This is a genomic window from Enterobacter sp. 301B (assembly GCF_003850715.1).
GTDB lineage: Bacteria > Pseudomonadota > Gammaproteobacteria > Enterobacterales > Enterobacteriaceae > Enterobacter > Enterobacter intestinihominis.
Genome location: NZ_PQTC01000019.1, coordinates 1 through 18,599, shown reverse-complemented (window position 1 = coordinate 18,599; position 18,599 = coordinate 1). Strand labels below are relative to the sequence as shown.

Below are 18,599 nucleotides of genomic sequence, written 5' to 3'. Positions count from 1 at the left end.
TTCAGGTTTTGTTGCTGTTGCATGTCTCCAGTATCGCACCGGCCCGACGGGCCGTGGCAGGCAGGATGTCGGCATCGGCTACGTAGCCATCGGGATCGAGACAGCGATTGTGTTCTCTCGCCTGTTGCAGGATCGCTTCATCCCAGTAGAGGCGCTTACGCTGATCGCCGCGGGTCGTCAGAATAAACTCCGTTTTGCCGTCAACCGCGCGGTAGCGACGCCAGCTGTTTGCCGGAACAGAGATCACTGAACGTTCCGGAGCGATAACGCTCACTTCTTCGCCCGCCTCGTTCCAGGTGACCTCCAGCTGGCCTTTAAAGACCATAATGACCTGAATATCCGGGCAGAGATGGCGGCCCACAACGTGATCCTCGGCGAGACGCAGCCATTCGACGGAAAAACCGTGCGGGCTCACGATAGCGGGAGCGGAATCCCGATCCTGCGAAATGCCGAAACCGATAACCGGCGCAATTTCGCCGCCGTGTCCTGGCAGCACCGAATCCAGCAGTCCCTGGGCTGACCAGCAGCGGTCATCGCCGGTTACCGCACGTTGGCGCATCTCCTCAACGCTGTAGTCACGCAGCCCGGCAATATATTCCTCTGACAGCGGCGTCAGCAGCGCGGCGGGGTCAGGCCGCGGGTCGCCGGTTTCCTGTGTGATGAGCATGTTGTCTTTACTCAAATACATTCCGTATTCGCTGGCTGCCGCCAGCACGGAAGGATGCCAGATGATGCCGCCCGTGTTGTCCCCGCCGAGCACCGTAAACACCATACCGCTGGTCTCTTCTTTACTGACGTTGGTGAAACCGCGGAAGATCCAGGTCGGTATTGAAAGGATAGTGGGTGCGCTAAATTCAGCTTCATGCTCGCCGTTGGCACCCCAGCGAAAACGCCATGTTCCTTCATGGATCAGGAACACCTCGGCGGTGAAATGCAGATGCAGATTATTCGTCACCCCTTTCGGCATAGCCGCCGCGCCAATGTTAAAGCCGTGCGGCTCGGGAATATTGACGACCTGCTCGCTGGACTGGGTTACACCCGGGCCGATGAAGGAATAGTTTTGTTTGAGATGCGAGCCGGGTAGCTTGCAATCAATAAAAGCAAGATTACAGGAAACCATGTCCTCGGGGGCGATTAACCGTGTTCGAGCCTGACTCTGGGTAAGATGGATGGTTTTCATTATTTCTCCTTTTAATAACCGGATGCACCGGTGGTAGGGATAGCGTTGCCGCGGGCGAGGGCAATGGCTTCACGCGAGGCGCGACCCAGTTGCATGACGTCGTTTGCAGGGGTAACAAACTGAAAACCCTGATCAATGCGCGCTGCGGCGGCCGCGCCGGAAGTGCAGAAAATTCCGGCAATCTTCTGCTGCTGGCGGCAGCAGTGAATCACCCGCTCAATAGCAGCAAGCATTTCGGGATGTTGGGATTCGGCGCTGGCGCTGCCGGTCAGCGTCAGTGAGAGATCGTTGGGGCCAATAAACACACCGTCCAGCCCTTCGGTATCAAGGATGGCGTCAAGATCAGCCAGCCCTTCGCGGGTTTCGATCATCGCCAGCGTCAGGATCTCGTTGTTAGCGTGCTGTGGATAATCACTGCCGCCGTAGAGTAGACCCCTGGCCGGACCAAAGGAGCGAACACCCAGCGGTGGATAGCGACAGGCAGCGACAAAACGGCGAGCCTGTTCCGCGCTGGAGATCATCGGGCAGATTACGCCGTACGCGCCGGCGTCTAATACGCGCATGATTTGCGCCGGATCGTTATCTGCCACCCGCACCAGCGGCACGGCAGGCGTGGCCGATAGCGCCTGTAGCATTGACAGCGCGCTGGCAAAATCAATCATGCCGTGCTGCAAATCGACGGTGACGGCGTCGTAACCCTGATGGCCCATAATTTCCGCGCTATAACCGGACGGGATCGCCAGCCAGCCGTTTATGATGGGAGTATTTTCCAGAAATGCGGTCTTTAAACTGTTTTTGCGCACTGTATGCACTCCGTTATCCACTGACGCAGCAGCGGCGCGATCTCATCCGGGGTTTCCAGCGGAATAAAATGCCCGCCAGCCTCCACCGTATGTCTGGTCACGTTCGCATTGCCTGCGGCCAGTAGCTGATGATGATGGGGCGTGCAGATAACGTCCTGCGCGCCGTTTAGAAGTAATGTGGGGCAGGAGAGGGCGTTAAACGCAGTCCGGTTGTCCTGCCGGTGAATGGCCATTTCCGTTTGCCCGGCAAAGGTCTCAATGCCGCACTCTTGCGCCATTCGGCAAATAGTCTCTTGCAGGATCCGATCGGACAGACGTGACGGGGCGACATAGCTCTGCCACAGCGAGGAGACCAGCCAGTCGGCCAGGCCCCGCGCCTGTGCGGTGCGTACCGCTTCCCGGCGTGAAGCGAGGGTGTCTGGCGCAACGGGCAACGGATTAACGGAAATCAGCGTCAGCCCGTTCACTCTTTCTGGCGCGTCGGCGGCCATTTGCAGCGCGACTATGGCACCGAGAGAAAACCCTGCCAGCAGAAAGCGCGGCGGCAGAACCTCTAATAACCGCCGTGACGCCTGCGGCGCGGACTCCGCACCCGTCAGCGTAATACACGACACCGCTGCGACATTCAGCCGTTCAATAACGGGCTGCCAGAGCCGGGCGTTACAAAGCGTGCCACCAAGCAGCACCAGTGGCAGATCGGTATTGTCCAGAAGCGGATATTCCATTGCATCCCTCACGTAGCCGTCCAGCCGCCGTCAACCATCAGGGCACTGCCGGTGATCAGCCCGGCGGCGTCTGAGGCGAGAAACACTACCGGGCCCATAATGTCCTCCAGCCTGCCTAACCGGCGCAGCTTGATGTTGTCCAGCACGTAGTGGCGGAACGCCGGATCGGCAAGCGCCGGGCGCGTCAGGTCGGTTTCAATGAAGGTCGGGCACAGCGTATTAACGCGGATCCCCGCATCGCCCAGCTCCAGCGCCATCGTTCGGGTTAACCCTTCAAGCGCGAATTTGGAGGCACAGTACACGCTACGCTCGGGGCCACCAACGTGTCCCATTTGCGATGAGATGTGAATAATCGACCCTCCCTTACCGCCCGCCCGCATTCTGCGCGCCACGCGCTGGCTGACAAAAAAGGTGGCGCGCAGGTTAAGCGCCATCACCGCATCGAAATTGTCCTCGTTCACCTCAAGAAACGGCTGGTGGCGGGCCAGCCCGGCACTGTTCACCAGAATGTCGGGCGTGGGCAATGTCGCCAGCACACGCTCAACCTCCTGAGCGTCGGTAATATCCAGCTCCAGCGGGTGAAATGCGAGCCTGTGTTCCGCTGCCACACCTGCGGCATGCGCCAGCGCCTCGCGGCCCCGGGCGGCGATCCATACCTCTGCGCCCGCCTGTGCGAGGGCGACGGCGGCAGCGAAGCCAATCCCTCTTGACCCGCCGGTTACCAGCGCGCGTTTGCCGTGCAGGGTGAAAGAGGGCGTTTGCAAAAGCGTCATGGCTTACACCTTTTCCCTGACCGGGGCCGGTGTGGCGTAGGGAACCTCCGTCTGGCCATAACGGCGCACGCGAATATTGGCCTGCTCGGCATGTCCGGCGAAACCCTCCAGCAACGACAGACGCGAACAATAGCTGCCGATTTCGGCGGTGGCTTCGTCGCTGAGGACTTTCTGGAAGGTGCAGGTTTTCATGAACTTGCCCACCCACAGGCCGCCGGTATAGCGTGCGGCTTTTTGCGTCGGCAGGGTGTGGTTGGTTCCGATCACCTTATCGCCATAGGCCACGTTAGTACGCGGCCCAAGGAACAGCGCGCCGTAATTGGTCAGGTTAGCCAGGAACCAGTCGTCCCGGTCGGTCATCACCTGAACATGTTCGGAAGCGATACGATCTGCCTCCAGCAGCATCTCTTCGTAGCTGTCACAGACGATGATTTCCCCGTAGTCCTGCCAGGACTGGCGGGCAATGTCGGCGGTAGGGAGCTTTTCCAGCAGCCGTTCCACTTCGCTGAGCGTCTCTTTGGCAAGCTGGAGCGAGTTCGTCAGCAGGATGGCAGGGGTGGTGACGCCGTGTTCGGCCTGGCCCAGCAGATCCGTGGCGCACATTTCCGCGTCAACGGTGTCATCGGCAATCACCAGCGTTTCCGTCGGACCGGCAAACAGATCGATACCTACCCGGCCGAACAGCTGGCGTTTGGCCTCCGCGACGAAGGCGTTACCGGGGCCGACCAGCATGTCGACCGGTGCCAGCGAGTCCGTGCCCAGCGCCATGGCGCCTATCGCCTGAATGCCGCCAAGGGCATAGATTTCCGTTGCGCCAGCCATTTTTTGCGCCGCGACAATCGCCGGGGCGGGCTGACCGTTAAACGGCGGGGCACAGCTGATAATTCTTGAGCACCCCGCCACGCTGGCGGTGATAATCGACATGTGCGCGGAGGCGAGCAGGGGATATTTTCCGCCAGGCACGTAACATCCCACGGCGTTAATCGGAATATTTTTATGCCCGAGAATAACGCCGGGACGCGTTTCAATTTCCAGATCACGCAGGCATTCTTTCTGCGCGCGGGCAAAATTCGCCACCTGCTGTTGGGCGAATTCAATATCCTGAATATCCTGGCGGCTTAACTGTTTTATGCAGCGGTCGATCTCCGCGGGGGTCAGACGATAATCCTGACGGTCATAACGATCGAATTTAATGGATAATTCGCGAATGGCTTTATTTCCACGCTTTTCAATATCCGCAAGTATTTGCTCAACCGTTTCTCTTATTTGCTGGTTGGCTTGCTGGCGCTCTTCGGTAGATTTACCGGTTTTTAATTTCCAGGACACACGCTTCTCCTTACCTTTTTAGATGTCAGTTGTCCTCCCGGCAGTCCGGGAAAGGGTGTTTACTTCAGAGTGGGTTATTGATCCGGCGCGGCGGCGTACGCACCGTTTTTTAATAATTGGGCTGAGGTTTGCGTTTTACGGGCATATACCCATCGAGCGGACAGCGGCGTGGCAATAGCGGCCACAACGGAAAGGGCGGCAATCAATATATAACCGGACGACAGGTTAATATGTTGCATCATTACGCCCATCATTACCGGCCCGACAAACATCCCGCAGGAATAAATGGTCTGGAATAGTCCCATTCGCGTGGATTGTTCATCAGACGAGGTATTCACTACGCTGAGCGACATGAATGCGGCAAAGGCCATACCGAACGAAAAACCTGCCAGCGCCTGCCACAGGTAAATGACGTACATATTGCTGGTAAAGGGAATGCCGAAGGTGGAGATCACCTGTAAAACGATGCCGAGCACGGCGGTTTTTACCAGCCCAAGGCGCTGATAAAACACCGAGCTGCACAGGGCGATGGCCAGCCCGTAAAACAGAAGGTGGATGTTTCCGAGTACCGCGAGGATCCCCGCCCGGGCGCCGAGCTGTTCGGCGTAGACCGGCGTCAGCGTGTCCCGGGTGGCGAAGGGCACCAGAATGACGACGGTCGCCAGGATGCCAATCAGCCAGACGGAACGGTCGGCCAGCTGCTGGCGCGCGCCGGTGATGCAGGCTTTAAGCGTGGGGGCCTGCACCGGGTCGTGCACGTCCTGAATGCGGGTCGTCAGGATCAACGCCACCAGGGCGGAGATGCAGGAGACAAAAAAGGCGATGTTATTGGCAAAATAGTGAATCAGCACCGCGCCAATACAGTTGCCGAGAAACACGCCGATGGGCCCTGCCAGCGCCAGCAGCGCGACGGCGGCAGGGGCTTCGTTGCGACCGAAGTAACGCATGAACAGGATGTTGTACAGCACCCATGTCGCCGCCGTGACGCCGTCTGCCGCTTTCGCCAGATACAGCGTAATGGCATTGGGTTCAAGCCAGGCAATTGGCCAGGCGATAATTGGCAGCAGCAGGCCAATCTGGATGAAGATCCTGCGGCTTTTAACCACGTCGGAAATAATGCCTAACGGGAAGCGTATCAGAAGGGTTGCCAGCCCGGATGCGCCCATGATGATGCCCATGATCTGTGGCTCAATGCCCTGGTTGATCATCATGGGGGCCAGGAATGCATCAATGCTATGGATGCAGATAAAGAACAGGATGCTGATGATGAAAAAGAGCCGGGCTTCCCGACGGCGTAACAGTGCTTGAAACATGGTTTTGAACCTCTTAAGAATTAATGGGTTATAACCAGTCAGGGACGACGTTTACCGGTTCAATCCTTTGGGCGACTCCTGTTCTCTCCGGTACCATTGACGGTATGAAAACTCTTTGCATACGTATTCAAGATTTGAAGTTACGAAAAGGTTTCATGTTTGTAAAGTGATCTCGATCTTGTTGTGAGAATTTTAATTTTTTGTGTTGCATACGCATGCAAAGGTGGTGTAAGTATAAAAAACACCCACTTGCTGAGGCGTTTGAAGCACGCGCAAATGGGCAGGACGTTGATAAGGAATCAGGGGTAATGAAACGTAAGACTTTTGCAGCAGTCACATCCCAACAGGTCGCTCAGCTGGCGGGGGTATCGCAATCTGCGGTGTCGCGAACGTTCACGCCGGGGGCCAGCATTTCACCGGCAACGCGTGAAAAAGTGCTGAAGGCGGCGCGCGAGTTGGGCTATCGCCCGAATGCGATAGCCCGTTCGCTCAACACGGCGCGTTCGCGCATTATCGGTGTCGTCATTTCTTACTTTGATAACCCCTTTTACTCGCAGGTGCTGGAGGCGCTGGCACAAAAGCTGGATACGCTGAACTATCACCTGCTGCTGTTCGTTGGCGACCGGGACGGTAACGTTGACCGTATTTTTGACCAGATTATGCAGTACCGGGTGGATGGCATTGTGCTGGCCTCGGTGACGCTGTCGCTGGAGTTGTCCGAGGAATGTCTTGCCGCCGGGATCCCGGTAGTGCTGTTTAACCGCAGCGAAGAGAGTGGCATGGCCTCCAGCGTCAACAGTAATAACGAAGCGGCCGCGCGGCAGATTGCCGAGTTTCTGCTGGCGGGGGAGCACAAGCGTTTTGCCTACGTGGGCGGCGTGGCGGATTCCCCGGTCAATATCGCCCGCCAGCGCGGGTTCATCTCCACGCTGGAAGAACATGGCATCACCGATGTGCGGGTGGTGCACGGGAATTACGACGCTCAGCAAACCACCCGGGCGGCTTATACCCTGTTTTCGGCGTCGCCAGCGCCGGATGCGGTCTTTGTCGCCAACGATCATATGGCCGTCACGGTAATGGATGTGGCGCGCTATGAGTTTGGTTTGCGCATTCCGGAGGAGGTCTCCATTGTCGGGTATGACGACATCGGCCCTTCCGGCTGGCCCTCTTATGCGTTGACCTCGGCGTCGCAGCCGGTCGGCGCGATGGTAGATGCCACGGTGGAACTGTTAATGAAGCAAATTGACAGCGGAACCATAGAGCCTGAACAGATTACGGTGCCCGGTACGCTGGTGATACGCCACTCGGCGCGTCGCCCACGCAGCGGCGTTATCGAAACCAATGGTTTAACGCTATTCCAGTCTAAGGAGCGCACATGACCAGATTGCGGGGCTTCAGCCCTCAATTCGACTCTATCCAGCAGTTCATTTTGACGCTGACGCACGTGGTGTGGGAGCAGAAAGATATCGGCCAGCTGGCGGATTTTTACGCCACGCCGGTGGTTTTCACTACCCCCGAAAAACAGCTGCATGAGCTTTCCCAGTTTATGCGCCTGACGCTTGAGGCGATGCACAGCTTCCCGCAGCGAGCGGTGCTGACGGAGGATATTCTGTGCAGCCTGAACCCGGGGGACGAGTACTATGCGGCTCAGCGTACCGTAGCCCGCATTCAGCATCAGGGGGAGGGATTTTTTGGCCCGCCGACCGGGAAAAATGTCTGGGTCCGCACCTGGGCCGATCGCATCTGTGTTGATGGGGCCGTACGCCAGGAGTGGCTGCTTCAGGATCGTGCTGCGATTGTGGCGCAACTGGGGCTGGATATCCGCGAATTTGCCTTTAACCTGGCGACCATGCGCCAGCAGCTTGGCGTGGAGGCGGTCTCTGCCGAGACGCTGGATGCCCGCTGGGCGGGCGGGCCCGAGGGCGACGACGTAGAAGGGGCGCTGGCAGGCGTCGTTGAGCGCTACTTAACCATGTGGGCGGGCGGTAACAGTGGCGTGGTGCCCGGTCTCTATCACCCGGCGGCGACGCTTTACGCGCCGGGTCATTGCCTCTGCACCGGTGAGCAGGAAATTGGGGCACAGCTTTCTGGCTACCGCGCTTCATTTGCCGACAGCGAAACGCAGCTCCATCATCTGATTGTGCGTAAAGATCCTAACGAGCCGAATCGGCTTTCCCTGCGCTGGTCGTTATTAACCTGGCATGACGGTTACGGCAAATTTGGTGCGCCAACCCGTAAACCCATATCAATTACCGGTATCAGCCAGCTTGAATTACGTGATGGTTTAATTTTCCGTGAATATCTGGGGATCGATGAATTAGCGATCTGGTCGCAAATTGTAAATTAACAGGGGCGGCAGCCCCCTTATTCTGGCTGCCGAAAATAATCGAGTTTAATTCACCCTCACTTACGGGTGCGGGTTCTTATTGTCTGAAAACAGAGCAGGAGTTTATATGTCTTCCACCGAAGCAACAAATAAAGCACCAGCCGTACCCGAAAAAAGCAGCGTGAAATCGCTGAAAGAGGAACCTGTATTACAGGTGGAACGTCGTGATTTTGTCGATCTGGTACCGGAAAAAAAGACCGCGCGTGCAATCATTACGCGGCTTTGATGACTGCTATACCGATATTGTCGATTATATAGTTCGCTGCACCCATAAAATATGGGACGAGCGCGATGTCGGCTTAATTTATTCTCACTATACCCATAACTGCGTGCTGTATAACGCGCTGGGGACACTCTATAACCGTGAGCAGGTGGTACAGGATACGCTGCAACGCTTAATTGCCTTCCCGGAGCGGCGCGGCATGGCAACCCAGGTTATCTGGAACGGAAATGATGTTGACGGTTTTTATACCTCTCACCTGGTGACGGGAAGCGGGCGGCATACCCAGCACAGCCATTTAGGCAAGCCGACCAACCGCACCTTCGTTACCCGTACCGTGGCAGATTGCATGATCCACGAGAATAAAATTTACCGGGAGTGGGTGGTCAGCGACAACATGTCGTTAATGAAACAGCTTGGCCTGAATACCGATCAAATCGCATTTAATATGGCAAAGGAGCAGTTTGATAAAGGCTTCCGCGTGATGGACATCGGCGAAAATGGCCGCATGCTGGGACAATATCCGCCGGAGATGGAGTGCGATGTATCCATTGCACACACCGATACGGAAGAGCAGTGTCTGCGCTGGCTGCATGAGATCTACAATCGTCGGATGTTCGGCAAAATCAAAGAGGTTTACGCCCCTAACGTGCAGTGGCATGGCCCGCTGATGAAAGAGCTGTACGGCACCGCGGCGGTAACCCATCAGACGCTGGCGCTGGTGGGGATGATCCCTGACGGCGCGTGGCTGCCGCAGCATATCTGTTCCAACCCGTGCGATGAAGGCGGCGTCAAAGTGGCGGTTCGCTGGATCATCGAAGGGCATCACCTGGGTTACGGCGAACTGGGCAAGCCGACCGGAGAACGACTGTTTGTGATGGGCATGTCGCACTACCACATCGTCAACGGCAAAATTGTTGATGAATGGGTCGTGTATGACCACCTGGCGCTGCTGGCGCAAATCAAACTCGGCCAGATGGAGGACGCGTAAATGTTAAATCAGGTGAGCTGGATTAAGGCCCCGCAGGGGCAGGATGCGCAGGCCGATCGTTCCCTAACGGAGAAGGTCAGCGCCATTATCGAGCGCGTGAAAACCGAAGGCGATACGGCGCTAAGAGCCTTTTCGCAGCAGTTTGATAACGCCGTGCCGACGCAGTTTGAGGTGAGCGAGCAGGAGATCGCCGAAGCACTGCAGGGGATGGATGCCCAGACGCGCCGCGACAGCGAGTTTGCTATTAATCAGGTGCGTCGTTTTGCGCAGGCGCAGCTGGCGACCATGCAGCCGCTGGAAGTTGAGACGCTGCCTGGCGTGCATCTCGGTCACCGGATCATCCCGGTGCAGACGGTGGGCTGCTACGTGCCGGGTGGGCGTTACCCGATCCTCTCTGCGCCGGTGATGTCGATTGTCCCTGCGACGGTGGCGGGCTGCGAACAGATCATCGCCTGTCTGCCGCCGGGAGCGCATCCGACGATGATCGCGGTTTGCCATCTGGCGGGCGCGCACCGCATTTTCAGGGTAGGTGGCGCGCAGGCCATTGCGGCCATGGCCTGGGGAACGGAGAGCATTCCATCGGTGGACAAAATCGTTGGGCCAGGCAACGCCTTCGTTAACGAAGCGAAACGCCAGGTGTTTGGTCGAGTCGGCATTGATGCCCTCGCCGGGCCGAGCGAGATTTTCACTATCGCTGACGACAGCGCCGATCCGCGCATTCTGGCCGCCGATATGCTGGCGCAGGCAGAGCACGATATTCATACCCGCGTCGGGCTGGCGACAACCAGCCGGGATATCGCTGAGCGTACCCTGGCGGAGGTTGAGCGTCAGCTTGCCAGCCTGCCAACGGCCGCCACGGCGGGGGAGGCGTGGCGCCGGCAGGGTGAGATTGCGCTTTGCGAAGATGAAGCGCAGCTGATTGCGTTTGCTGACCATATGGCGACGGAGCATTTGCAGGTGCATACCCGCGATCCGCACGCGACGGCGGCGAAGATCCGCAACTATGGCTCGCTGTTTATTGGTCAGAACGCCAGCGTGGTGTTCTCTGATAAATGCTGCGGCACCAACCACACGTTACCGACGATGGCTTCGGCACGCTATACCGGTGGTCTGTGGGTTGGGGCGTACGTCAAAATCTGTACCCATCAGTGGATTGACGAGCAGGGTATCCCGGCAATCGCAGAACCGGCGATCCGCCAGAGCCGTACCGAGGGGATGCAGGGGCACCGACGGGCGGCGGAAATTCGTCTGCGTCCGCAGGACATTGATGCCATTACTACCGGCATGCGGGACTAAAACGTATCCCGGGCAGCCTTCTGCCCGGTTTTCATCACGAGGGAGCCTGAGACTATGAAGCGCCTGATACCGCCAGACGACTGCCCGGAGGAAATTGCCCGCCGTCTCGACGTCATTCAGCAGCACCGGGCGCTCAACGCGATCCTCGGGGTTAACCCTGACGCCATGTCTCAGGCGGAACAGCATCAGCAGCAGCGTCGACGCGGGGAGCCGATCGGCCCCCTGCACGGCGTGCCGTTGATCGTCAAAGATAATATTGCCTGCGCACCGATGCCCATTACTCTTGGCTGCCGGGCGCTGGCCTCACTTAACGCGACGTCGGATGCGCTTGTTATACAGCGGTTGCGCAGGGCAGGAGCGATTATCCTCGCCAGAGCGAATATGTCCGAGTTTGCTTTTGACGTGCGCTCGCGAAGCTCGCTGGGGGGCGATGTGGCAAACCCGCTTCGCCCGTCACTCACCGCCGGAGGTTCCAGCGGAGGATGCGCCGCGGCGGTGGCGGCGGGGATGGCGGATGGCGCATTGGGTACCGATACCGGCGGCTCTATCCGCATTCCCTGTAGCTATACCGGGCTGGTGGGGCTACGGCCTGCTTTTCGCCGTTCACAGCTGGATGGCGTGGCGCCGCTCTCGCCCAGCAAAGATACCGTTGGGCCAATGGTACATAGCGTTGAAGATGCCGCCTTGCTGCATGCGGTGATCCATGGTTTGCCACCGGTTGCGCTTCCTGTGCGTTCGCTGAAAGGCGTTCGCTTTGGTGTGGTAACCGCGTTACAGGGAGAGGATGAGGTACAGCTGGAGGTCTGGCAGTCGGCGCTGCACACGTTGCGTCGTGCCGGAGCAACGCTGGTGGAGGTATCATTACCTTTGCTGGACGACGTAAGTCAGGCGACATGCCTGAGCCTGTATGAATTTCGCGTGGCGATTGACGACTGGCTTGGCAAACAGCCTGGCGCTCCCTCCGGACTGACAAGCATTGTGGACTCCGGCGCTTACCTGCCAGAGTTTGCGCCGTTTCTACGTCAGATGCTGGCGAGTAGCACGCTGAAAACTCCGCTCTGGCTGGCGGGGCGTCGCTTTCAGCGCCTGTTGCGGCAGAACCTTTGCCAGGTGGCGGAGGCGCAGCGCATCGACGGATTTGTGTATCCCACCGTACAACGGTTACCAGAAAGTATGGCGAAGATGCCGCCAGGCTGCGCGCCGGAACTGGCCGCCATCAGCGGCCTGCCAGCTATAACGTTGCCGTGCGGCGTAAGCCGTATCGGTCTGCCGGTGGGGATGGAGATGTTATCGGTGCAGGAGAATGAGACGGCGCTGATGGTGCTGGCGCTGGCGTGTGAGGGGGCGCTGGACGGGAAGGGACAGATATAAAAAGCCCGCAGAGCTTGCGCCGTGCGGGCTTTCAGCACTTCATCGGGTGATTCTGGTAATCACCGATGGAGGATTTTTGGACTGGTGGAGTCTGAATAAATTCATTAATAGGCTGTTTTTTGTTGATAATTTATAAATTCAACTTTCACGGGTATGCCAATGGCGATTTGTTGCAGTGTTTCCTGTGGTTAAGCAAACCTGTTTTTTGAATGGATCACATCAAGAAAAAGCTTTTTTGGATTTAACTGTTCACCCTTAACTTATATTTAGAAAGAAAAAGACCGGCTGTTGCCGGTCTGAGGTCGGTTAAGCCGTTACGGGTTTGTCTTCCTGTAGCTACTTCTAAGAAAGGGCAAGTCTGCGCACAGTCATCAGGAAATCGAATGGGGTTGAATCCCACAACTCAGGTGAGAAATCAAATCCATACCGGCTTTTGAATTGCTCATCCAGCCTGTCTTCGTAAAGCTTAAGAAAACAATCGACCTCTTCGGCTAACTCTTTTAACATCCAATCTGGGGCTGTTTTTTTATAGCGTTCAATAGTGCCCTCAATAGTATCCTCTCCCTCATTTATGAGGTCATGATCCTGATTGAAATAACCCTGAATCAGCTGATCAATATGATAGAAATTTTGCATAATCCATTTGTCCTATGGGGTCGGGAATGCTGTAAGGATATAGCGACAGAGCTGGTCATCCTTGTACTCGGAGTTTGGTTCAAAAGGCATTGAGTAGTTGCCTATTGCAGAACATCTTTTGCCGATGAACAAGAGGCGTGGCAAGCGGCATATGGGCACTGGATGCAAAAATGTAAAACTGGGGTTACTGAAGTTAGCGCTGGCCAAAGTTTTGCCGAGTGGACGTAATGTGGACATGGGCAAAAAAAGGGGTTACGTTTTCACGTAACCCCTTGTTTTATTTGGTGGGCTGGCGTCCCTGTAATTAGCCATTCATTCCATTGATTTTTAATGTTATTTATACTTTGAATTTTATGTGTGGTTCTAAAAAGGAACCATAAATCGTAATGGTATGGGTTATCACGATTAGCGGATTGGAGAATTGTATCAAAAGGAAACAAATTCTTCAGTTCAACTCCCTGCTAGTAGCTGAACTGCGCAAGCACGATCTGCTTTTCACCGATTAGTGAATGCGGTAGTTTTTCAGCGAAACTGAATTCTATCCGTAGGGCAGTACCAGCATAGGTGGGGAATGGATTTTGAACAACTGGTCACCAGAGCACACAAAAGACATCAAGAGTTGGTTTAAGATTGATACATATCGCAAATTTGAAGACCTCTCATTGCTCCAGTTTTACCATGAGATATGGGCTCGTAACTTGTTCTTTAAGGAGTATCGGGAAGAGTTTGAGAGCAGAACTCTTATGGGTTACTTCTCAAAAATTTTCAGTGGCAATCCTTTTTTAATTGAAGAAGGGCAACTGGGATACATGACTCCTGCCAATAAACTTTTTCAGCCTCCCCATTTTTTTCTAACAACTCTTGATCGCCTTGCTGAAACGAGCATCATTGCTATGCAACGCGGAGGTTTTGTTTGGGATGGTGATGACAATTATTCAATAAACAGAGATCTTCGGGAGGAATCACTTTCAGATATTATGCCAGATCAGTTTTCACGAACAGTCATGTTCGAGATTGATTTGGCAAGTGGCACAGACGAAGAGATTGCAGAGTCGCTTAAAGCTGCATTACCGCAGTGGCGTAAAATCAAAGGTATCGAACCAGATCCTTTAGAATCAGTTCGCTTTGGGTATGGAACTATCAAGAAACTCATCAGTTATCGTGTGATACCTATGCTGGATATCCTGGTGTGGGCAGCCGTTAAAAAAATCCGTGTCTCTGACGACAGGTTATCCAGACTGCTATATACAGACGATGACGAAGAAAGCGAAATGAGGCAGTCTAGCCAAATCAAAGATACCGACAGGCCTTTGGCTCTTAAATCCTGCACAACTGACTTTATCCGACAATTCCATTACTTCATGAACAAAAATAGCCATTTGAAGCAAATGAAAGTCTCTGATGTAATGAAACTATCTGATTAGAATTACATGTATAACTATTTGTTTTAATTGTTAAATTTAACTAAAGGCATCATTGTGAATGGTGCTTTTTTTTGCGATTTTTACTTTAAACCGGGCATTTTGACACTTGCTATAAAACGGGGGAATTTCAGCTACTCTCAAGTTCCCCTTTTCTGTACGGCACCAACTTCGAGAAAACCATCCTGCATAGCTACGAAGAACCTCCGCTTCAGGAGCTTCGCTCTTTTCTTTTCCCAACTGTTCGTATAGTGACTTCACCGCAACGACAAGGGATAACGAAATGAAAAATCAAGCAACCCGCCTAATACGATTACCAGAAGTTCTCGAACGAACTGGCTACGGAAAAGCCTGGATATATCGTCTGATCAACGATGGTAAGTTTCCTGCTCCTGTCAAAATTGGAAGTCGTGCAGTAGCTTTCGTTGAAAGTGAGATTGATACCTGGATTCAGTCTGTTATCGAAACAAGTCGAAATAATGTTGCTTAATTGAACTTAGGAGTGATTTTATGAATATCGAAGAATTTGTAAGCGAAGAAAACCATATGTGCAATTTATGCGGAGATCTTTTTTACAAGATCTTTGACCAAGAAGTGATTTATGACTTACCTAATAACGAGTTTAATAAAGAAATCATTTACTGGCTCAGTCAGTACCTTGTAGGAAATCTGAGAGAACCTTTAGACTCGATCTCTGAGCTTAATGCTTGCAAACAGATATATGTTTACGAGACCTGGTTATCTCTAATTAAATGTCCTGATGAATTGAAACTCCTAGCGAAGCGGATAATTTTATATCTAATGGATTAAGAGCTTTTTATGAAAATGTAAAGTTTGGCTGCATAATTCATCTTAAAACTTTACAGAATAACTTACATTATTTTGGTTGCCGTTCATTAGCAAGGCAGTGAGATAGTTTTCGAAGTATTAGGTGTACATAATATTAACTAGATCTACCAGATGATAATTTGACAAGAATAATCGTCTATCTCACTGTTTTAATTTAAATAAATATCTTAATCGATCCAAATAAATTTGTAAATCTACGAAATGCTTATTATTAATATATTGGAATTATACTTTTTGTAAAGTTTAGGAGGAAAATATGTGCAGTATTTGTGTGGATTCTTTTATGTTCGAAAATGGTGAGAGATATTGTCATGTTGTAAATAAAGATACTGGTGAGCCATTGTATTATCCAAACTTGTATATAACAACACAAGTCAGGAATCGGTCAGAGTCTATATCAACAATGAAGGTTATCGCTGGGAGCATTTCATTGTTATATCGATTCTTTATGAGAAAAAATATCAATATTGATGAAAGAATTCAGAAAAGGATATTTCTGGCTCCTCATGAAATTGAAGATTTGATCGAATTCACTTCATTCAATTTTCGAGATGGCGAGAATGATAATTTTAGAAGTTCAAATGTCAAAAAACCAACTAAGTACTTTCGGATAACAACCATAGCTAACTATCTGGAATGGCTGTGCAAAATACATCTTTCTCATACAGGACAGAAGGATACTCTCAAATATATTTTAGATTTCATAAACAACATAAAACGAAAGAAACCGAGAAATAATGATAAATATAATATGGATATAGAAAAAAGTTTAAATAATGAACAATTGGATTCTTTGTTTAGCATTCTTGCACCGGGTAGCAAATTAAATCCTTTTTCAGAAAAAGTGCAAAAAAGAAACAATCTAATATTCCTGCTATTACACTGCTTTGGCCTGAGAGCAGGTGAACTTTTGAATCTGCGAATTGGTGATATAGATTTTGCAGAATCGACAATTGCAATAAGAAGAAGAGCAAATGATAAAACAGATCCGCGAGTGTATCAGCCTTTAGTTAAAACTTGTGAGAGGAAATTAATTGCTGATAAAAAGCTCATGTTTGAAATTTCAGATTATATTCTGAATGATCGAAGAAACATAAAAAATTCTAACAAACATGATTTCCTGTTTATTACTTATAAGGAAGGAAAAACTCAAGGGCAACCTATTTCATTTTCTTCATATCACAAAGTGGTGAGTGTTGTTCGTCAATCCTCCTCACTTCTAGGGGGATTGACAGGTCACAAACTCAGACATACATGGAATTATGAGTTTTCGAAAGCAATAGACAAGAATCAGGACATATCCGATGAAAAAGAGCAACAAATCCGTTCTTATATCATGGGATGGCGACCGGGTTCAGAAACTTCAATGATTTATAATCGCAGGCATATTTATGAGCTATCGAAAAAAACTGCACTTGAACAACAAGAGCAACTATTCAAAGGAGAATTTGATGAATAATTTAATTAAAAATAAATCTGATAAAATGTCTTTGCATGAACATAAAATCGTCAGTTCGATTGAAAATAACGGAATCAATCTTACAAACTTAATATATGCTATGAACGAAAATTTGGTTTGTGGTTTTGTATATACAGTACAATATTATTTTAATAGCAACAGCTATTTGTATGTGAAAAATATTGTTAGAAATATGGAGAGTCTTATCCGTAAACTATCTCCTACTCATATTGATGATAAGGTTCTAATTGAATATCAAAATAAGAAATTATCAAAAGCCTCAGCATCATTTCGCGTTTTACGACCATTTTTGATTAAATGGTTTGAGTTAGGATATCCGGGAATAGATGAAAGTGCGGTAGAACTGTTAAAGCATTTGGACCTAAAAATAAAAAAATCTGGTCAGTCTGTGCTTCAAGATGATCCAACAGAGGGACCATTAAATAAAGAAGAACATACTTCTTTGATTAAGGCTATGAATCATGCATATAGAAAAGGTGAACTGTCACTGCCACATTATGCAATATCACTATTGATCAGTCTTACAGGTAGAAGACCTCAGCAGTTAGTTATGTTGAAATATAAAGACCTTCTTCAAAAGAACTTAGATAATGGCAAAGTAGAATATGTAATTTCAGTGCCACGAGTAAAACAACGGGGTAAAGAACTACGATATCGAGAACTTGCAATAATATCAGAGGTTGCATCAATTGTTCAATTGCAAGCTAATCAATCAGTGAAACTTGTTGAGCAAGCTCTTGGAAAAACTCTTGATGATTATTCTAAACGAGAAGTTCCTATTTTCTTAAATGAGGAAAAACTCTCAGATTTATCCATAACAGGTTCAATTCTTCTGGAATATAATAAATTATATGCGAAGCCTACAATTGCTAATGTAGCATTGAAAAGTATTGTTAATAATGGGAATGTAATATCCAACCGTACCGGTTCGATACTAAATATTACTCCTCGTAGGCTTCGTTATACAATAGCAACTATGCTGGCTAAGAATGGGCATAATGTTAATACTATAGCTGAATTATTGGATCATTCATCTACTTCAAGTGCGGGGATTTATATTAAAAATCATGCTGACAGTGTTGAAAGGATTGATTCCGCTGTTTCAGAACAATTGTCATTTGTCGCTGATATTTTTATGAACGGAATCAAATCGAAAAAGAGTAGTCATTTCAAATTTTTTTCTTCAAGTAGATGCCAGAGTCAGAATTCAGGATTTCCTTGCAATCAATGTATGTTTTTTATTCCGATTGATCGCAGTGAGGTGAATCAACTATGAATAATATTATTTTGTTCAAATCAAAAAAACATATTCTTGTAGAAGAAAATTATAATGAGTTCATAAAATTTTGTCGCTATCAACTGTCCGGACTAACCCAAACTCAGGATTGGGAACAATATGTCTGGAAAGGGTATGTTACCTTTAGAAAGATAGGGGTTGGACATAAAACATTTAACTCCAAAGATGTAATGCATGAAGATTTTCTCGATTTTGCAAAAGCATATATCAGATATCAACACTCATTGAAACCCTTGAAAAATTATGGGGCCACAATGATGGCTTTGAGATGTCTCGAACAGGCTCTTTTGCAAGTACTGAACAGTGGTCTCATTTATAATGTTACAGCCGTTGTTTTTGATGAGGCAATGCAAATCGGAAGTAAATATTTTGAAGGTAATGTTCTCGCTCAATGTGGGATACAGCGGCTTTGTTGAATAAATCAGATTTCGGGTAAGTCTCCCCCGTAGCGGGTTGTGTTTTCAGGCAATACGCACGCTTTCAGGCATACCTGCTTTCGTCATTTTGTTCAGCGCTCGTACCAGGGCCATAG

The 18,599-nt window shown here is 50.9% G+C and carries 19 protein-coding genes and 1 pseudogene; 12 read left to right on the top strand and 8 right to left on the bottom strand.

The annotated features are described in order from the left end of the window. Nucleotide 1: 1 nt before the first annotated feature. The 6 genes from C3451_RS18715 to C3451_RS18690 all read right to left on the bottom strand — a co-directional run bounded on the left by C3451_RS18715 (nt 2) and on the right by C3451_RS18690 (nt 6,120). A complete protein-coding gene (locus C3451_RS18715; protein ID WP_032625878.1) occupies nt 2–1,180 on the bottom strand; it encodes a hypothetical protein in 1,179 nt (392 codons plus the stop codon). Between the two features lie 11 nt (nt 1,181–1,191). Beyond that, nucleotides 1,192–1,983, bottom strand: coding sequence for an aldolase/citrate lyase family protein (locus tag C3451_RS18710; protein ID WP_022649099.1), 792 nt, complete (start codon nt 1,981–1,983; stop codon nt 1,192–1,194). Next, the gene (locus tag C3451_RS18705) at nt 1,965–2,708 is read right to left on the bottom strand and encodes an alpha/beta hydrolase (RefSeq protein ID WP_023298422.1); all 744 of its coding nucleotides are present in this window, start codon (nt 2,706–2,708) and stop codon (nt 1,965–1,967) included. The genes C3451_RS18710 and C3451_RS18705 overlap by 19 nt, the downstream gene beginning before the upstream one ends. 8 nt (nt 2,709–2,716) lie before the next feature. Then, nucleotides 2,717–3,481 carry an SDR family oxidoreductase gene (locus tag C3451_RS18700; protein ID WP_063139162.1) on the bottom strand — a complete coding sequence of 255 codons (765 nt, stop codon included), beginning with the start codon at nt 3,479–3,481 and terminating at the stop codon, nt 2,717–2,719. A 3-nt stretch (nt 3,482–3,484) separates the two neighbouring features. Next, nucleotides 3,485–4,807 (bottom strand): histidinol dehydrogenase, encoded by a 1,323-nt coding sequence (gene hisD / locus C3451_RS18695; RefSeq protein WP_022649096.1) that lies wholly within the window; start codon nt 4,805–4,807, stop codon nt 3,485–3,487. 74 nt (nt 4,808–4,881) lie between these two features. Then, nucleotides 4,882–6,120 carry an MFS transporter gene (locus C3451_RS18690; RefSeq protein WP_022649095.1) on the bottom strand — a complete coding sequence of 413 codons (1,239 nt, stop codon included), beginning with the start codon at nt 6,118–6,120 and terminating at the stop codon, nt 4,882–4,884. Between the two features lie 308 nt (nt 6,121–6,428). Between C3451_RS18690 and C3451_RS18685 the strand changes: the two genes are divergently transcribed. The 6 genes from C3451_RS18685 (at nt 6,429) to C3451_RS18665 (ending at nt 12,384) form a co-directional block, all read left to right on the top strand. Then, nucleotides 6,429–7,499, top strand: a complete 1,071-nt coding sequence (locus C3451_RS18685) for a LacI family DNA-binding transcriptional regulator (protein WP_023298419.1) — start codon at nt 6,429–6,431, stop codon at nt 7,497–7,499. Continuing rightward, nucleotides 7,496–8,467 carry a nuclear transport factor 2 family protein gene (locus C3451_RS18680; protein ID WP_045623175.1) on the top strand — a complete coding sequence of 324 codons (972 nt, stop codon included), beginning with the start codon at nt 7,496–7,498 and terminating at the stop codon, nt 8,465–8,467. The genes C3451_RS18685 and C3451_RS18680 overlap by 4 nt, the downstream gene beginning before the upstream one ends. A gap of 106 nt (nt 8,468–8,573) precedes the next feature. Next, nucleotides 8,574–8,732, top strand: a complete 159-nt coding sequence (locus tag C3451_RS24600) for a hypothetical protein (RefSeq protein ID WP_240034218.1) — start codon at nt 8,574–8,576, stop codon at nt 8,730–8,732. Beyond that, nucleotides 8,710–9,717 (top strand): ester cyclase, encoded by a 1,008-nt coding sequence (locus C3451_RS18675; RefSeq protein WP_240034217.1) that lies wholly within the window; start codon nt 8,710–8,712, stop codon nt 9,715–9,717. Before C3451_RS24600 ends, C3451_RS18675 begins: the two co-directional genes overlap by 23 nt. Then, nucleotides 9,718–11,013, top strand: a complete 1,296-nt coding sequence (hisD, locus tag C3451_RS18670; protein ID WP_045623177.1) for a histidinol dehydrogenase — start codon at nt 9,718–9,720, stop codon at nt 11,011–11,013. Between the two features lie 54 nt (nt 11,014–11,067). Then, the gene (locus C3451_RS18665; RefSeq protein WP_045623179.1) at nt 11,068–12,384 is read left to right on the top strand and encodes an amidase family protein; all 1,317 of its coding nucleotides are present in this window, start codon (nt 11,068–11,070) and stop codon (nt 12,382–12,384) included. 342 nt (nt 12,385–12,726) lie between these two features. Here C3451_RS18665 and C3451_RS18660 read toward each other — a convergent pair whose 3' ends face one another. Continuing rightward, nucleotides 12,727–13,020, bottom strand: a complete 294-nt coding sequence (locus C3451_RS18660) for a contact-dependent growth inhibition system immunity protein (RefSeq protein ID WP_023298414.1) — start codon at nt 13,018–13,020, stop codon at nt 12,727–12,729. A 578-nt stretch (nt 13,021–13,598) separates the two neighbouring features. On the opposite strand from C3451_RS18660, the gene C3451_RS18655 reads away from it, so the two are divergent. From C3451_RS18655 to C3451_RS18630, 6 genes and pseudogenes are all read left to right on the top strand, one after another. Next, nucleotides 13,599–14,444 carry a DUF6387 family protein gene (locus C3451_RS18655; protein WP_001067212.1) on the top strand — a complete coding sequence of 282 codons (846 nt, stop codon included), beginning with the start codon at nt 13,599–13,601 and terminating at the stop codon, nt 14,442–14,444. Nucleotides 14,445–14,724: 280 nt separating this feature from the next. Then, a complete protein-coding gene (locus C3451_RS18650) occupies nt 14,725–14,931 on the top strand; it encodes an AlpA family transcriptional regulator (RefSeq protein ID WP_000795663.1) in 207 nt (68 codons plus the stop codon). 20 nt (nt 14,932–14,951) lie between these two features. Next, complete coding sequence (locus C3451_RS24595; RefSeq protein ID WP_001019190.1) at nt 14,952–15,251, top strand: hypothetical protein; 300 nt, start codon at nt 14,952–14,954, stop codon at nt 15,249–15,251. A 295-nt stretch (nt 15,252–15,546) separates the two neighbouring features. After that, the gene (locus C3451_RS18640; protein ID WP_124304377.1) at nt 15,547–16,749 is read left to right on the top strand and encodes a site-specific integrase; all 1,203 of its coding nucleotides are present in this window, start codon (nt 15,547–15,549) and stop codon (nt 16,747–16,749) included. Next, nucleotides 16,742–18,046 carry a tyrosine-type recombinase/integrase gene (locus tag C3451_RS18635; protein ID WP_008322896.1) on the top strand — a complete coding sequence of 435 codons (1,305 nt, stop codon included), beginning with the start codon at nt 16,742–16,744 and terminating at the stop codon, nt 18,044–18,046. Before C3451_RS18640 ends, C3451_RS18635 begins: the two co-directional genes overlap by 8 nt. Beyond that, a pseudogene (locus tag C3451_RS18630) lies at nt 18,043–18,471 on the top strand (DNA-binding protein); the annotation flags it as partial. The gene C3451_RS18635 and the pseudogene C3451_RS18630, both read left to right, overlap by 4 nt. Before the next feature lie 57 nt (nt 18,472–18,528). Here C3451_RS18630 and C3451_RS24590 read toward each other — a convergent pair. Beyond that, nucleotides 18,529–18,599, bottom strand: a 71-nt coding sequence (locus C3451_RS24590) for a hypothetical protein (protein ID WP_223349232.1), incomplete at its 5' end; no start/stop codon positions are given.

Coding starts and splice junctions, on each gene's coding strand:
- C3451_RS18650 (WP_000795663.1), top strand. CDS start 14,725: ATGAAAAATCAAGCAACCCGCCTAATACGATTACCAGAAGTTCTCGAA.
- C3451_RS18635 (WP_008322896.1), top strand. CDS start 16,742: ATGAATAATTTAATTAAAAATAAATCTGATAAAATGTCTTTGCATGAA.
- C3451_RS18700 (WP_063139162.1), bottom strand. CDS start 3,481: ATGACGCTTTTGCAAACGCCCTCTTTCACCCTGCACGGCAAACGCGCG.
- C3451_RS18660 (WP_023298414.1), bottom strand. CDS start 13,020: ATGCAAAATTTCTATCATATTGATCAGCTGATTCAGGGTTATTTCAAT.
- C3451_RS18685 (WP_023298419.1), top strand. CDS start 6,429: ATGAAACGTAAGACTTTTGCAGCAGTCACATCCCAACAGGTCGCTCAG.
- C3451_RS24595 (WP_001019190.1), top strand. CDS start 14,952: ATGAATATCGAAGAATTTGTAAGCGAAGAAAACCATATGTGCAATTTA.
- C3451_RS18690 (WP_022649095.1), bottom strand. CDS start 6,120: ATGTTTCAAGCACTGTTACGCCGTCGGGAAGCCCGGCTCTTTTTCATC.
- hisD (WP_045623177.1), top strand. CDS start 9,718: ATGTTAAATCAGGTGAGCTGGATTAAGGCCCCGCAGGGGCAGGATGCG.
- C3451_RS18680 (WP_045623175.1), top strand. CDS start 7,496: ATGACCAGATTGCGGGGCTTCAGCCCTCAATTCGACTCTATCCAGCAG.
- C3451_RS24600 (WP_240034218.1), top strand. CDS start 8,574: ATGTCTTCCACCGAAGCAACAAATAAAGCACCAGCCGTACCCGAAAAA.
- C3451_RS18705 (WP_023298422.1), bottom strand. CDS start 2,708: ATGGAATATCCGCTTCTGGACAATACCGATCTGCCACTGGTGCTGCTT.
- C3451_RS18665 (WP_045623179.1), top strand. CDS start 11,068: ATGAAGCGCCTGATACCGCCAGACGACTGCCCGGAGGAAATTGCCCGC.
- C3451_RS18640 (WP_124304377.1), top strand. CDS start 15,547: ATGTGCAGTATTTGTGTGGATTCTTTTATGTTCGAAAATGGTGAGAGA.
- C3451_RS18715 (WP_032625878.1), bottom strand. CDS start 1,180: ATGAAAACCATCCATCTTACCCAGAGTCAGGCTCGAACACGGTTAATC.